Below are 12799 nucleotides of genomic sequence, written 5' to 3'. Positions count from 1 at the left end.
AGACCGGACGGTAGCGCAGCGCCAAGCTCGATTTTTCAAAGACTTATCGGAGAAGGCTTCGCGCACTCGGTTCCATTTGGGACAAAGACCATAAGTTACAACTTACTTATATTGTAATTCGTAACAAAATTATTCACACGATCCCGCTGCCGAGCACCCGCAGGATCACCCGGATCAGGGTGGACAGCCGCGTATCCACCGAGGCCTGCGGCACGTCGGCTTCCAGCGCCAGCGAGGCGGGGTGAATGAAGCGGTTCGTCGCGTCGATGACGAAGGCGACGGCGCGCTCGCGGTCCCGCGGCTCGAAGACGCCCGTCGCGACCCCCTCGTCGACGACGCGCTCGAACAGGGCCCTCACCCGCGTGCGGTTGCGCCGGCTGATGGCATGACGCTTGGCGACCGCAAGCGACAGCGCCGCAAAGAGATGCGGGTCCTCCTGCAACAGGTCGCGATTGGCCTTGGCCAGCGCCAGGATCAGCCGTTCGAGCTTGTCGTCGGCCGGGTCGGGGCCGTCGGCGACGTCGGCGAGTCTGCGCTCGGTCGCCTTCAGCCAGACATCGACGACGGCATCGATCAGCGCCACGCGGGAGGGAAAGTAGCGGTAGACATTGGCATGGGTCATGCCCGCCTCTTCCGCCACGGCGACGACGGTGAAGCGCTTCAGCCCGAACTTGCGCAGATGCTCGCTGGCGACCGAAAGGATGCGGGTCTCGCTCGGTTCGCGCTGGGGCATGTTCAGGTCTCTACCAGCCCGGTGGTGTCGCCGCTCGCCGCCGAGTCCGGCCTGCCATGCGGGAGGGCCAGATAATCCTCCGAGCGCATCTCGATCAGCCGCGAGACCGTGCGGTCGAACTCGAAGGCCTCGCGCCCCTGCCTCGCATGGTAGAGTTCATGCGGCTCGGCCGCTGCCGAAGCGACGAGCTTCACATGGTGCTCATAGAGCGTGTCGATCAGGATGATGAAGCGCTTGGCCTCGTTGCGCCGATCGAAATTGAGGATCGGAATATCGTCGAGTACCAGCGTGTGGAAGCGCTGCGCCAGCGCGATGTAGTCGGAGGCGCCATAGGCCTGACTGCACAGATCGCCGAAACCCGCCCGGGCTACGCCACCCGCCGCCTGCGGCAGGACAAGCTCGTGGCCTTGCACGGGGAGCGCCGTCCGGTGCCCTTGCGCCACGCCCGAGAGCGCCTTGAAGGCCGCATCGAGGGCGGCCCTGGCCTTCGCATCGGCGGGCACATGGTAGACCGGCGCGCCGCCGAGCTTCTCCAGCCGGAAATCCGTGCGCGAATCGAGTTTGAGCACCTCGACCTTGGTCTGCAGCAGCGCGATGAACGGTAGGAAGAGCGCCCGGTTGAGGCCGCCCTCATAGAGCCGCGACGGCTCGACATTCGATGTCGCGACCACGACGATCCCGGCTGCGAACAGCGCCGTGAACAGGCGCCCGAGGATCATCGCATCGGCAATGTCGGTGACCGTGAACTCGTCGAAGCAGAGCAGATAGGCGTCATCAGCGAGATCGGCGGCAACCGGCGCGATCGGATCGGAATCCTTGACCTCGCCGCTCTTGATCTTCTGTCGGTAGGCGTTGATGCGAACGTGAACGTCGGCGAGGAATTCGTGGAAATGCACCCGGCGCTTGCGCTTCACCGGCGCGGCCTCGAAGAACATGTCCATCAGCATGGTCTTGCCGCGGCCGACCGAGCCCCAGATATAGAGCCCCTTCGGCGCCTGCGCAGTATCCGGCTTCTTGCCGAAGAGCCACCCCAGCGCGCTGCCCTTGCGGGCGAGGCGGCGGGCGGCAAGCGTCTCCGTCAGCGCCTCCAGCTTCTTCACCGCCGCCACCTGCGCCGGATCGCGCTCGATGGCGCCCGCCTCGACCAGGGCGGCGTAACGGTCGGTGATCGAGGCTGACATGGCGGCGTGCGGGGAGCGATCCAGGATAGACCTGACCGGGTTACGGCAGCGCGGCCGCCCGGGCAAGCCCATCCGATGCCAGGCGAGGATGAGCCGGCGGGGCGGCCGATACGAAAATCCCGGCGCGGGCGGACCCGGCCGGGATGATTGTCGTCGAGATCGCCAGAGCTGCTGCGCCCCCGATCAAAAGGCGGCTTACTCGCCCTTGTTGACCGTGATCGGCTTGATCGCGTTGTCGGGCAGACCGTACTTCTGGATCAGCGCGTCATAGGTGCCGTTCGCCTGCAGGCGGTCCAGCGCCGCCTTGACGGCGTCGCGCAGCTGCGTGCCCTCAGCCGTCTTGGCGAAGGGAATGCCGGCGAGCGAGTGGGTGAAGGGCTTGCCCAGCGGGATATAGGTGTTGGGCTCGAGCTTCTGGAAATGGCTCATCGTTTCGCTGCCCTGGACGCCGCCCTGCAGGCGCTGCGTCTTGAGCTGGGTGCGGGCGTCGACCGAGCCTTCGGTGCCGACCACGTTGATCGCCGGCTTGCCCTTGGCGACGCAGTTCGCCTCGCTCCACTCGCCGATCTGGCGCGGCCAGTTGGTCGAGCGGCTGGCGCCGACGCTCTTGCCGCAAAGGTCTTCCGGGGTCTTGATCGTGTCCTTGAAGGCCGTGACCGTGTAGAATTGCGCGCCGGAATCCATGTAATCGACGAAATCGGCGCTTTCGCGCCGCGCCGGCAGGTCGCTCATCCCAGCCATCACCGCATCGACGCGGCCGGTCTGCAGCGAGGGCAGCATCTGGGCGAAGGCGGTCTCCTGCCACTCGACCTTGACGCCGAGCTCCTTGGCGATGGCCTCGCCCAGCTCGATGTCGAAGCCGGCGAGCTGGTTGGTCGCCACGTCCTTGTAGGCGATCGGCGGATAGTTCGGCTGGGTCGCAATCACGATCTTGCCGGCGGTCTTGATGCGGTCCGGCAGGGCCTGGGCCTGCGCGGCGAGCGCGGTGCCGGCGAGCAGGGCCGCGGCAATGGTCAAACGAAGCATGGGTCTCTCCCTCTAGTGAACTGTTTCCGCAGCCGTCACTTCAGGACGGCGGCGATGAAGTCGCGCGTGCGCGCCTGCTTGGGCGCGACGAGAACGGTCTGTGGCGGACCCTGCTCGACGATCTCGCCCTTGTCCATGAAGACGACGTCGCCTGCCACCTCGCGGGCGAAGCCGAGTTCATGCGTGACCACGATCATGGTCATGCCGGAGGCCGCGAGATCGCGCATCACGCCCAGCACCTCGCCGACGAGCTCGGGGTCGAGCGCCGAGGTCGGCTCGTCGAACAGCATCAGCTTCGGCTTCATCGCCAGGGCGCGGGCGATGGCGATGCGCTGCTGCTGCCCGCCCGAAAGCTCGCTCGGATAGGAATCGCGCTTCTCGGCGAGCCCGACCCGCTCCAGCAGCGCCGTCGCTTCGGCGACGATCTCCTTGCGCGGCCGCTTCAGCACGGTCAGCGGCCCCTCGATGATGTTCTGCAGCGCGGTCATGTGGTTGAACAGGTTGAAGCGCTGGAAGACCATGCCGGTGACGAGGCGCTGGCGCGCGATCTCGACATCGTTCAGCTCGTGCAGCTCGTCGCCGACGCGGCGATAGCCGATCAGCTCGCCATCGACGCGGATCGCGCCCTGATCGATCTTCTCGAGCTGGTTGATGCAGCGCAGCAGCGTCGATTTGCCCGATCCCGACGGCCCGATGATGCACTGGACCATGCCGGGCTCGATCGAGAGCGAGACGTCGTTCAGCGCCTTCAACTCGCCGAAGAACTTGCTGACGTTCGCGATCGTGACGATCGCGTTGTCGCTCATGGCCGTGTTCGCCGTCGCGTTCATGCCGATTGCTCCTGCACCGCCGCGCGCTTGGTGCGCCGCCCTCCCCGCCCCTTCGAGAAGTGACGTTCGAGGAAATACTGTCCGATCTGCAGCAGCGTCACCACGAGCAGATACCAGCCGGCAGCGACGATCAGCAGCTCGATGACCCGGGCATTGGCATAGTAGATCGTCTGCGCATTGCGCAGGATCTCGGCGTACTGGATCACGCTCGCCACCGAGGTCAGCTTGACCATGCTGATCACCTCGTTGCCGACCGGCGGGATGATGACGCGCATCGCCTGCGGCAGCACGATCCGGCGCAGCGTCGTCAGCCGGGTCATGCCGATCGCCTTGGCGGCCTCGGTCTGCCCCTGGTCGACGGAGAGGATGCCGCCGCGCACCACCTCCGCCGTATAGGCGCCCTGGTTCATGCCGAGCCCGAGCAGCGTCGCCATGAACGGCCCGATGATGTCGATGGTGCGCCAGGAGAACAGGCCGGGGATGCCGATGGTCGGGAAGACCAGCGCCAGATTGAACCAGATCAGGAGCTGCAGCAGCAGCGGCGTGCCGCGGAAGAACCAGATATAGAACAGCGCCACGCTGCGCAGCACCGGGTTCGGCGACATGTACATGATGGCGAAGATCACGCCGAGCACGACGCCGAGCGTCATCGCACAGACCGTCATGATCAGCGTGTTGCCGAGGCCGGCGATGATGGCGGGCGCGGTGAAGAACTGCCGGACCACCGGCCAGGCGATGTCGCCCTCGACGAAGGCCATCACCAGCCAGGCGAGGATGGCGAGGATGATCGCCGAGGCGACCCAGCGCCCGTAGAAACGCCGCGGCACGATCCTGAGATGCGAGACCTGGGCGAGATCGCGGCTGCTGATCGGCGAAGTGGCGGCGCTCATCGGCCCGTCTCCCGGCTCCAGGTTTCGAGGGCGGCGAGCTTGCCGCGGAAGCGGTCGATCTGCTCGCGCACGCGGTCGGGCGCCGTGCCGCCATGGCCGCTGCGCGCAGCGACCGCGGCATCGAGCGTCAGATGGTCGAGCACGCCGGCATCGAGGCGCGGATCGACCGCCCTGAGATCGACAGCGTCGAGCGACTCCAGCTCCCGGCCCAATTCCTCGCAATAGCGCACCAGCGCCCCCGTGATCTCATGCGCCTCGGCGAAAGGCACGCCGTTGCGGGCGAGATAGTCAGCCACCTCGGTCGCCAGCGCAAAGCCGGAACCGGCCTGCGCGCGCATCGTCCTGGCATCGGCGCTCATGCTGGCGATCAGCCCGGCGAAGGCCGGCAGCACCTCTTCCAGCACGTCGACGGCGTCGAAGGCGGCGCGCTTGTCCTCGGCGAGATCGCGGTTATAGGAAAGCGGCAGCCCCTTCAACGCCCCGAGCATGGCGACGAGGTCGCCGGTCAGCCGTGCCGCCCGGCCGCGCGAGATTTCCGCGATGTCCGGGTTCTTCTTCTGCGGCATGATCGAGGAACCGGTGGCGAAGGCGTCGTCCAACGTCACCCAGGCGAATTGCCTGGAGGCCCAGAGCGTCACCTCCTCGGCGAGACGCGACAGGTTGGTCGTCAGCATGGCCGCGACGAACAGGAACTCCGCGACATGGTCGCGCGCGCCGACCGCGTCGACCGAGTTCTCGAACGGCCCGTCATAGCCGAGCGCCTTGGCGCTGAGTTCGGGATTGAGCGTGATCGCGGAACCGGCAAGCGCCGCCGCCCCGAGCGGAGATTGGCCGGAGCGCTTCTCCCAGTCGGTCAGGCGCGAGGCGTCGCGCATCAGCACCTGGCCATGCGCCATCAGCCAATGGCCGAAGGTCACCGGCTGCGCGCTCTGGAGATGCGTGAAGCCGGGGCTGACCGAGGCCGCATGCAGCTCGGCCTGGTCGGCGATCGCGGTCAACAGCTCGGCCAGCATGCCCGCCAGCGATCGCGACTTGGCCCGCAGATAGAGCTTGAGGTTGTTGGCGGCCTGGTCGTTGCGCGAGCGTCCGGCACGCAACTTGGCGCCGGTCGAGCCGATCCGCTCAGTCAGGATGCGCTCGATGAAGGTGTGAACGTCCTCGTCCTGCGGGCCGGGAGAGATCCGCCCCTCGACCGTATCCTGCGCGATCGCATCGAGCGCGGTCAGGATGGTGTCGAGCTCCTGCACCGTCAGCAGCCCGGCGCGCGCCAGTTCGGCCGCATGCGCCTTGCCGCCCGCGACATCCTGCGGCACCAGCCTCGCGTGCTCGCCGGCCGCGCTTGACAGCTTCATCAGCCGCGGATCCGGCGGCTTGCGGAAGCGTCCGCCCCACAGGCGGGTCGTCTGGTTCATGATGCTGGCTCCTCCCGTTAGGGAAGAATGACCTCTTGACCGAAAGCCCGGCAAACGAAACGATCTCCGCAGAGATAGTCTAAAAAGGAATACCCCATGGCCGCCGGCCGGGCTCCTCCGTCATCGACCGCGCTGCGGGCCTTCACCACGGTTGCGCGGCTGGGATCGACCGCCCGCGCCGCGCTGGTCGTCAACCTGACCCAGAGCGCCGTCTCGAAGCAGATCCTGTCGCTGGAGCACCATCTCGGCACCGTGCTGTTCGACCGTAGCCCGCTCGGCCTCAAGCTCACCGAGGCCGGAGCGATTTATCTGCCCTATGCCGAAGCCGCGCTGGAGCAGATGGAGCGAGGCGCCAGGCGCCTCGCCGAGCGCAGCGCCATTGCCCGGCCGATCCGCCTGCACATGATCGCGATCGCCGGTGAGCGCTGGCTGATGGCCCGCTTTCCCGCCTTCGCGGCGGCGCATCCCGGTGTCGACGTCCAGTTCACCAACTATGTGAGCGAGAGCGAGACCGAGGAGCCGGATATCGAGATCTCTCACGGCGTTCCCCCCTGGCCCGACAGGGAGGCCCACTATCTTTTCGGCCGCGATGTCGCCCTCGTCGCCGCGCCCGGCCTCGTCGAGCGCATGGGGGGCTTTCGCCGCCCCGCCGACATTCAGAAGATGACGCTGCTGCAGCACTTCCAGATGCCGACCTTCTGGGCCGARTTCACCGAGACSCAYGRCCTGCGSGGCGCGGTGCCTGAGCATACTGTGCGCTACGGCTACTATTCCGTCATCATCAGCGCCGCCGTGGCGGGGTTGGGGGTCGCGCTGACGCCGCGCTGTTACGTGGCGGACGAGTTGGCCTCGGGCGCGCTCGTCAACCCGCTCGGACTCGGCTTCACCAGCGCGACGGGCTGCTGGCTCATCCGCCCGTTGGGCCAGCCGCAACGCCCCGGCCTCGATGAATTCGTCGGCTGGCTACGCTCCGAAGCCGCGCGGTTCGATGCCGCCACCCGTGGATCCTCAGCCGCCTGATCATCGCGCGAAACTTCCGCTCTTGCCCCGCGTTGTCTGGATCAAGGAGGAGTCATGTTAACGATCCTGCCCGCCCCGGACCATGTCGGCGCCTACCGCCTGTCGCAGACGCTGACCAGCGACGATCTCGACGGGATCATGGCCGATATCGACGCGAAGCTCGCACGACACGAGAAAGTCGGCATCCTCGCCGACCTTACCGATTTCACCGATATGACCTTGGCTGCCGCCTGGAAGGATGCGCGCTACAGCCTAGGCAAGCTGTGGGAGCTGCAACGCTTCCCGCGTGAGGCGGTGATCACCGACAGGGGCTGGCTTGCCGCCTTCGTCGACCTGCTCAATCCGGCGATCCCCTTCGTGACTGTTCGCACCTTCAAGCCGGAGGAGTACGAGACCGCATTGACCTGGGCCGGCGACATCGAGGGCGGACCAAACGCCTGACCGACAGGAGGACGCCATGCTCGTCCACAAGCACAGATGGTCGGCCGATATCACCAGCCGGAGCAACGCGCTCGATTTCGAGAAAGCCGTGTTCACGCGTGGCGATCCGCGCCAGATCGCGCGCTCGCTGAAGCGGTCGGCCGAGCACAGCCGCCGGCGCAAATCGGGCCCCTATCGCTCGGCGATGTCGATGCTCACCTTCTACATCAACCGTGCCGGCCGGAAACTGCCGGCCGAGCGCCGCAGGACTCTGGAAGCGGCCAAGCACAGCTTGCGCCGCCTCTTCCACCGAGAGGGCTGAAGCGCCTGCCGTCACCCTTCAGGATCAACCTGAAGGCCGGTTCTCATGGCGCCCTGCCTCCCTTGCGCGCCGGATCATGCGAGTGGTGGCTGACAAGTTCGCCGCCGCCACCCGAAACGCGAGCGTGCCGCCGGTTGTCATCGGCAGGTGGTTTGCGGATGTCCGGCGGCTTCTTCGCGTTCTCATGGGATGAGCCGGGTCGCCGTGCCGGATGGTCTGCGGCGCCTTGGTCGAGGTCGACATTCGGCAACCTCTTCAACGATCCTGCTGCAGACCCTGATGGGTCGTGTTGATGCGGGTATTGCCCTGCTGGCCCTGCTGATCAGGCTGGCTCGGTCGGCGCTCGCCACCTCTGGCGCTGCGCAGATCGCGCTCGGCATGATCCGGCTCGCCCGGACCCTTGTCGCTTCGATTGGCCGGCGGGATGGGCGGCATCTTGCTCACGGCGACCTCCTCTGGCTCGCGTTGATTTTCACGATCAACGCGAGCGTGCGGGCAAGGTTCACGGCAAGTTGCGATGAAGAGCAGAGCTGCAGCGCCGCTCAGCTGCGCGCAAAGGTTTCGTCGAAGGCGTAACCGGCGCCGCGGACTGTCCGCAGCGGATCCTTGGTATTGGCCGGCGTGATCGCCTTGCGCAGCCGGCCCACATGAACGTCGACGGTGCGCTCATCGATATAGACGTCGCGGCCCCAGACGGCGTCGAGAAGCTGGGCGCGCGAATAGACGCGGCCGGGCGCCTGCATCAAGAACTCGAGCAGCCGGAACTCAGTCGGGCCGAGATGCAGCTCGCTGCCGGCACGGCGGACGCGCCGCGTCGTGCGGTCAAGTTCCAGATCCCCGGCGGCGAGCAGCCCCGCGACATGGCCCGGCTTGGCGCGGCGCAGCAGCGCCTGTATGCGCGCGATCAGCTCGGGCAGCGAAAAGGGCTTCACCACATAATCGTCCGCGCCAGTCGCGAGCCCGCGCACGCGTTCGGTCTCCTCGCCGCGCGCCGTCAGCATGATGATCGGCACGCGTTCGGTGTCGCGCCGCGAACGCAAGCGGCGGCAGAGTTCGATGCCAGAAAGGCCCGGCAGCATCCAGTCGAGCAGCACGAGATCAGGCGTGTGGTCGCGCAGATGCAGTTCGGCGTCATCCCCGCGCGCGACGCTGTCGACCTCGAAACCCTCGGCCTCGAGATTGTAGCGCAGCAGCAGGGTTAGCGGCTCCTCGTCCTCGACGATCAGGATGCGTGCGGCCATGATGATCTACTTCAGTTCCCGGTGATCGCCTCGACCTCGATATTGGTCGTGTCGAGCTTCGGCCGGTTCACGTCGAGCGAGTCGCCGGTGATGAGATAGTGAATCGTCTCGGCGATGTTGGTGGTGTGGTCGCCGATGCGCTCGATGTTCTTCGCGCAGAACAGGAGATGCGTGCAGAAGGTGATGTTGCGCGGATCCTCCATCATATAGGTCAGGAGCTCGCGGAACAGCGAGGTGTAGAGCGCATCGATCTCGTCGTCGCGGCGCCAGACGTCGAGCGCCTTCTGCTCGTTGCCGGCAGCGTAGGCGTCGAGAACGTCCTTGAGCTGCGCCTGCACCAGGCGGCTGATGTGCTCGAGCCCGACCACGGCGCGGTGCGGCGGCTGGAACTGGCCGGCGATGGCGACGGCGCGCTTGGCGATGTTCTTGGCGAGATCGCCGACGCGCTCGATATCGGCGGCGATGCGGATCGCCGAAATCAGCTCGCGCAGGTCGTTGGCGAGCGGCTGGCGCCGGGCGATGGTCAGTACCGCCTTTTCCTCGACGTCCCGCTGGAGGTTGTCGAGGCGCTGGTCGGCCGTGATGATCTTCTGGGCAAGGCCGGTGTCCCGGCGCACCAGCGCCACGGTCGAATCGCCGAGCATGCGCTCGGCCATGCCGCCCATTTCGGCGAGGCTGCGGCGGATGCCTTCGAGATCGGTATCGTAGGAGCGGACGATGTGGTCGGTCATGGGCGGCGTGTCCTCTAGATCATTAGCGCCGGTGCAGCGTCGTCGTTTTCAGGTCGGCATGCTCGACCCTCAGCCCTCATCCTCAGGAGCAAGCGAAGCTTGCGTCTCGAAGGATGCTCCGGTTGGTTCCGGAGCCTCCTGGACCATCCTTCGAGACGCCGCTCGCGCGGCTCCTCAGGATGAGGGCTGCTGGTTTGAAACCGGTCTTCAGCCGAACCGGCCGGTGACGTAGTCCTGCGTCTGCTTCTTGGCAGGGTTCATGAAGATGGTGTTGGTCGGCGCGAATTCGACGACCTCGCCCAGATACATGAAGGCGGTATACTGCGAGATGCGGGCCGCCTGCTGCATGTTGTGCGTGACGATGGCGATGGTGAAGTCGCTCTTCAGCTGCTCCAGCAGATCCTCGATCTTGCCGGTCGAGATCGGGTCGAGCGCCGAGGTCGGCTCGTCGAACAGGATCACTTCAGGCTTCTGCGCGATGGTGCGCGCGATGCACAGGCGCTGCTGCTGGCCGCCGGAGAGACCCATGCCGGAGCTCTTCAGCTTGTCCTTGACCTCGTCCCAGAGCGCGGCGCGGCGCAGAGCGCCTTCGACGCGGTCGTCGAGCTCGGACTTCGGCGGCTTCTCGTAGAGGCGGATGCCGAAGGCGACGTTGTCGTAGATCGACATCGGGAACGGCGTCGGCTTCTGGAACACCATGCCGACGCGCGAGCGCAGCTCGTTCACATCGACATCGTTCGAGATGATGTTGCGCCCGTCGAGCATGATCTCGCCGGTGGCCTTCTGCTCCGGATAGAGCGAGTAGATCCGGTTGAAGATGCGCAGCAGGGTCGACTTGCCGCAGCCCGACGGGCCGATCAGCGCGGTGACGTGCCGGTCGCGGAAATCGAGATTGATGTTCTTCAGCGCCTTGTGCTCGCCGTAGTAGAAATCGAGGTTCTTCACCGCGATCCGGACGGGCGCCTCGGCATCGAGCGTCTGCGGGGAGAGTTCAAGGGTCGAAAGCATCGACATGGTCCTCAAGGTCGGACGCGACCGGGTTGGATTCAAGTCTTATTTGCCGCCGGCGACAAAGCGGCGGGCAATGATCGAGAGCAGCAGGATCGAGACCGTGATGATCAGCGATCCCGCCCAGGCCAGTTGCTGCCAGTTCTCATAGGGAGCGGAGGCGAACTGGTAGATGGTGACGGGCAGGTTCGAGACGCCGCCGACCAAGGTCGGCGAGAACCAGAAATTGTTGTTCAGCGCGGTGAAGATCAGCGGCGCGGTCTCGCCGGCGATACGGGCGAGAGCCAGCAGGATACCGGTCACCATGCCGGCCTTGGCGGCGCGCCAGGTCACCGAGGTGATGACGACCGACGGCGGGGCGCCGAGGGCCGAGCCGGCTTCGCGCAGCGGGCCGGGCACGAGGTTCAGCATGTCCTCGGTGGTGCGCACGATGACCGGGATCGCGATGATGCCGAGCGCGACGCCGCCGGCCCAGCCGGAATAGCCGCGGAAGGGCTCGACCAGGATCACATAGACGAACAGACCGATCAGGATCGACGGTGCCGACAGCAGGATGTCGTTGATGAAGCGGATCAGGTTCGCGAGCTTCGAGCCCTTGCCGTATTCGGCAAGCCAGGTGCCGGCGAGCACGCCGACCGGGGTCGCTACCGCGATCCCGAGAAAGGTCAGCACCACCGAGCCGACGATGGCGTTGGCGAGGCCGCCGCCCTGCGAGCCGGGGCCCGGCGTGACTTCTGTGAAGGTCGCGAGCGAGAGCCCGCCGATGCCCTTCACCAGCAGCATGCCGAGAATCCAGAACAGCACGAAGATGGCGCAGAAGGTGAAGCCCGTGGCGATGATCTTCATCAGCCGGTCGGCTGTGCGGCGGGACTGGCGCACGCGCCCCCAGGGGGTGTGGGGCAGTTCGCGCGGCGTGGAAGCGGTCGTCATGCTCATCTCTCAGGACCTCAGTAGCGCTTCACCCGGGCGACCAGGAGCCGCGCGATGACGAGGACGACGAAGGTGACGAAGAACAGGATGCAGCCCAGCGCGATCAGCGAGTTGAGCTGCAGGCCCATCGCCTCGTTGAACTCGTTGGCGATGCGCGAGGCGATGGTCGAGCCGGGATCGAGGATCGAGGCCGACAGGCGGTTGGCGTTGCCGACGACGAAGGTGACGGCCATCGTCTCGCCGAGGGCGCGGCCGAGGCCGAGCATGATCGCGCCGATGATCGAGACGCCGGCCTGCGGCACCAGCACATGGCGCACGACCTCCCAGGTCGTGGCGCCGATGCCATAGGCGCTCTCGCGCAGGACGGAGGGGATCTGCTCCAGCATGTCGCGGGTGATCGAGGCAATGAAGGGCACGATCATGAAGGCGAGGATGATGCCGGCCGTGAAGATACCGAGACCCGAAGGGGAGCGGGAGTAGAGGACGGTGCCGACGATCGGAATGCCCTCGACGAGGTTCGAGAGCGGGATCTGCACATAGGCCGCGAAGAGCGGCACGAAGACGAACAGGCCCCACATGCCGTAGATGATCGAGGGCACCGCAGCGAGCAGCTCGATCGCGGTGGCGACCGGCTTCTTGAACCAGCCCGGCGCCAGCTGGGTCAGGTAGACCGCGATGCCGAGCGAGAGCGGCACGCCGATCACCAGCGCAATCAGGGCCGTCGAGAGCGTGCCGACGATCGCCGGCCAGGCGCCGTACTGCTCGTTCTGCGTATCCCAGACGCTGGAGGTGATGAAGCCGAGGCCGAACTCGCGGAAGGCCGGCCAGCCGCCGATGATCATCGAGATCATGATACCGGCGAGCAGCACCAGCACGAGCAGCGCCGCGGCGAAGCTCGCATTGCGGAAGAAGAGGTCGAACCCCGCCTTCGGCGCCTTGCGGACGACCGGCCTTGCGCCGGGAACGTTCGTCATATCGGTTGCTGCGGTCATCCGCGGGGGCTCCGGTCTCGTTGCCGGGATTGCCATGGCCGGTCACCCGTCCCGATCAATCCC

General features: G+C 66.3%; 15 protein-coding genes and 1 pseudogene. 3 read left to right on the top strand and 13 right to left on the bottom strand.

Annotated elements, in window-relative coordinates:
• Nucleotides 1-133: 133 nt before the first annotated feature.
• The 6 genes from AC1DEZ_RS18240 to argH all read right to left on the bottom strand — a co-directional run bounded on the left by AC1DEZ_RS18240 (nucleotide 134) and on the right by argH (nucleotide 6072).
• Entirely contained in the window at nucleotides 134-733 is a 600-nt protein-coding gene (locus AC1DEZ_RS18240) for a TetR/AcrR family transcriptional regulator (RefSeq protein ID WP_441510363.1), read from the bottom strand.
• Between the two features lie 2 nt (nucleotides 734-735).
• Nucleotides 736-1914, bottom strand: coding sequence for a cell division protein ZapE (gene zapE / locus AC1DEZ_RS18235; protein WP_476780286.1), 1179 nt, complete (start codon nucleotides 1912-1914; stop codon nucleotides 736-738).
• Between the two features lie 195 nt (nucleotides 1915-2109).
• Nucleotides 2110-2940 carry an ABC transporter substrate-binding protein gene (locus AC1DEZ_RS18230; protein WP_476780285.1) on the bottom strand — a complete coding sequence of 277 codons (831 nt, stop codon included), beginning with the start codon at nucleotides 2938-2940 and terminating at the stop codon, nucleotides 2110-2112.
• 35 nt (nucleotides 2941-2975) lie between these two features.
• Nucleotides 2976-3770, bottom strand: a complete 795-nt coding sequence (locus tag AC1DEZ_RS18225; RefSeq protein ID WP_441510366.1) for an amino acid ABC transporter ATP-binding protein — start codon at nucleotides 3768-3770, stop codon at nucleotides 2976-2978.
• On the bottom strand, nucleotides 3767-4660 hold the full coding sequence (locus tag AC1DEZ_RS18220; protein ID WP_476780284.1) for an amino acid ABC transporter permease: 894 nt from the start codon (nucleotides 4658-4660) through the stop codon (nucleotides 3767-3769). Before AC1DEZ_RS18220 ends, AC1DEZ_RS18225 begins: the two co-directional genes overlap by 4 nt.
• Nucleotides 4657-6072, bottom strand: coding sequence for an argininosuccinate lyase (gene argH, locus AC1DEZ_RS18215; protein ID WP_476780283.1), 1416 nt, complete (start codon nucleotides 6070-6072; stop codon nucleotides 4657-4659). The genes AC1DEZ_RS18220 and argH overlap by 4 nt, the downstream gene beginning before the upstream one ends.
• A gap of 96 nt (nucleotides 6073-6168) precedes the next feature.
• Here argH and AC1DEZ_RS18210 point away from each other — a divergent pair, with 96 nt between their 5' ends.
• From AC1DEZ_RS18210 to AC1DEZ_RS18200, 3 genes are read left to right on the top strand one after another with little or no spacing between them, the layout of a single operon-like run.
• On the top strand, nucleotides 6169-7092 hold the full coding sequence (locus AC1DEZ_RS18210; protein WP_476780282.1) for a LysR family transcriptional regulator: 924 nt from the start codon (nucleotides 6169-6171) through the stop codon (nucleotides 7090-7092).
• Between the two features lie 54 nt (nucleotides 7093-7146).
• On the top strand, nucleotides 7147-7533 hold the full coding sequence (locus tag AC1DEZ_RS18205) for a SpoIIAA family protein (RefSeq protein ID WP_441510370.1): 387 nt from the start codon (nucleotides 7147-7149) through the stop codon (nucleotides 7531-7533).
• A 16-nt stretch (nucleotides 7534-7549) separates the two neighbouring features.
• Nucleotides 7550-7834, top strand: a complete 285-nt coding sequence (locus AC1DEZ_RS18200; RefSeq protein WP_476780281.1) for a DUF3175 domain-containing protein — start codon at nucleotides 7550-7552, stop codon at nucleotides 7832-7834.
• A 43-nt stretch (nucleotides 7835-7877) separates the two neighbouring features.
• On the opposite strand, the pseudogene AC1DEZ_RS18195 reads toward AC1DEZ_RS18200, so the two are convergent.
• The 7 genes and pseudogenes from AC1DEZ_RS18195 to pstC all read right to left on the bottom strand — a co-directional run bounded on the left by AC1DEZ_RS18195 (nucleotide 7878) and on the right by pstC (nucleotide 12736).
• A pseudogene (locus AC1DEZ_RS18195) lies at nucleotides 7878-8077 on the bottom strand (hypothetical protein).
• Between the two features lie 12 nt (nucleotides 8078-8089).
• Nucleotides 8090-8269: a hypothetical protein gene (locus AC1DEZ_RS18190; protein WP_441510710.1), complete on the bottom strand. Its 180-nt coding sequence runs from the start codon at nucleotides 8267-8269 to the stop codon at nucleotides 8090-8092.
• A gap of 107 nt (nucleotides 8270-8376) precedes the next feature.
• Nucleotides 8377-9075 (bottom strand): phosphate regulon transcriptional regulator PhoB, encoded by a 699-nt coding sequence (gene phoB, locus AC1DEZ_RS18185; RefSeq protein ID WP_265050013.1) that lies wholly within the window; start codon nucleotides 9073-9075, stop codon nucleotides 8377-8379.
• Nucleotides 9076-9086: 11 nt separating this feature from the next.
• The gene (phoU, locus tag AC1DEZ_RS18180; RefSeq protein ID WP_441510372.1) at nucleotides 9087-9806 is read right to left on the bottom strand and encodes a phosphate signaling complex protein PhoU; all 720 of its coding nucleotides are present in this window, start codon (nucleotides 9804-9806) and stop codon (nucleotides 9087-9089) included.
• 207 nt (nucleotides 9807-10013) lie between these two features.
• Nucleotides 10014-10820 (bottom strand): phosphate ABC transporter ATP-binding protein PstB, encoded by an 807-nt coding sequence (gene pstB, locus AC1DEZ_RS18175; protein ID WP_441510373.1) that lies wholly within the window; start codon nucleotides 10818-10820, stop codon nucleotides 10014-10016.
• A gap of 39 nt (nucleotides 10821-10859) precedes the next feature.
• The gene (gene pstA / locus AC1DEZ_RS18170; protein WP_441510374.1) at nucleotides 10860-11744 is read right to left on the bottom strand and encodes a phosphate ABC transporter permease PstA; all 885 of its coding nucleotides are present in this window, start codon (nucleotides 11742-11744) and stop codon (nucleotides 10860-10862) included.
• 17 nt (nucleotides 11745-11761) lie between these two features.
• Nucleotides 11762-12736 carry a phosphate ABC transporter permease subunit PstC gene (gene pstC, locus AC1DEZ_RS18165; RefSeq protein WP_476780280.1) on the bottom strand — a complete coding sequence of 325 codons (975 nt, stop codon included), beginning with the start codon at nucleotides 12734-12736 and terminating at the stop codon, nucleotides 11762-11764.
• Nucleotides 12737-12799 lie beyond the last annotated feature (63 nt).

This window comes from Allobosea sp. 10L422 (assembly GCF_056395345.1).
Note: the sequence above shows the minus strand (reverse complement) of the source record. Positions and strands in the feature narration are given on the sequence as shown.

What these genes read in the sequence shown, in the direction of transcription:
- AC1DEZ_RS18240 (WP_441510363.1), bottom strand. Translation starts at nt 733, where the DNA reads ATGCCCCAGCGCGAACCGAGCGAGACCCGCATCCTTTCGGTCGCCAGC.
- zapE (WP_476780286.1), bottom strand. Translation starts at nt 1,914, where the DNA reads ATGTCAGCCTCGATCACCGACCGTTACGCCGCCCTGGTCGAGGCGGGC.
- AC1DEZ_RS18230 (WP_476780285.1), bottom strand. Translation starts at nt 2,940, where the DNA reads ATGCTTCGTTTGACCATTGCCGCGGCCCTGCTCGCCGGCACCGCGCTC.
- AC1DEZ_RS18225 (WP_441510366.1), bottom strand. Translation starts at nt 3,770, where the DNA reads ATGAACGCGACGGCGAACACGGCCATGAGCGACAACGCGATCGTCACG.
- AC1DEZ_RS18220 (WP_476780284.1), bottom strand. Translation starts at nt 4,660, where the DNA reads ATGAGCGCCGCCACTTCGCCGATCAGCAGCCGCGATCTCGCCCAGGTC.
- argH (WP_476780283.1), bottom strand. Translation starts at nt 6,072, where the DNA reads ATGAACCAGACGACCCGCCTGTGGGGCGGACGCTTCCGCAAGCCGCCG.
- AC1DEZ_RS18205 (WP_441510370.1), top strand. Translation starts at nt 7,147, where the DNA reads ATGTTAACGATCCTGCCCGCCCCGGACCATGTCGGCGCCTACCGCCTG.
- AC1DEZ_RS18200 (WP_476780281.1), top strand. Translation starts at nt 7,550, where the DNA reads ATGCTCGTCCACAAGCACAGATGGTCGGCCGATATCACCAGCCGGAGC.
- AC1DEZ_RS18190 (WP_441510710.1), bottom strand. Translation starts at nt 8,269, where the DNA reads ATGCCGCCCATCCCGCCGGCCAATCGAAGCGACAAGGGTCCGGGCGAG.
- phoB (WP_265050013.1), bottom strand. Translation starts at nt 9,075, where the DNA reads ATGGCCGCACGCATCCTGATCGTCGAGGACGAGGAGCCGCTAACCCTG.
- phoU (WP_441510372.1), bottom strand. Translation starts at nt 9,806, where the DNA reads ATGACCGACCACATCGTCCGCTCCTACGATACCGATCTCGAAGGCATC.
- pstB (WP_441510373.1), bottom strand. Translation starts at nt 10,820, where the DNA reads ATGTCGATGCTTTCGACCCTTGAACTCTCCCCGCAGACGCTCGATGCC.
- pstA (WP_441510374.1), bottom strand. Translation starts at nt 11,744, where the DNA reads ATGACGACCGCTTCCACGCCGCGCGAACTGCCCCACACCCCCTGGGGG.
- pstC (WP_476780280.1), bottom strand. Translation starts at nt 12,736, where the DNA reads ATGACCGCAGCAACCGATATGACGAACGTTCCCGGCGCAAGGCCGGTC.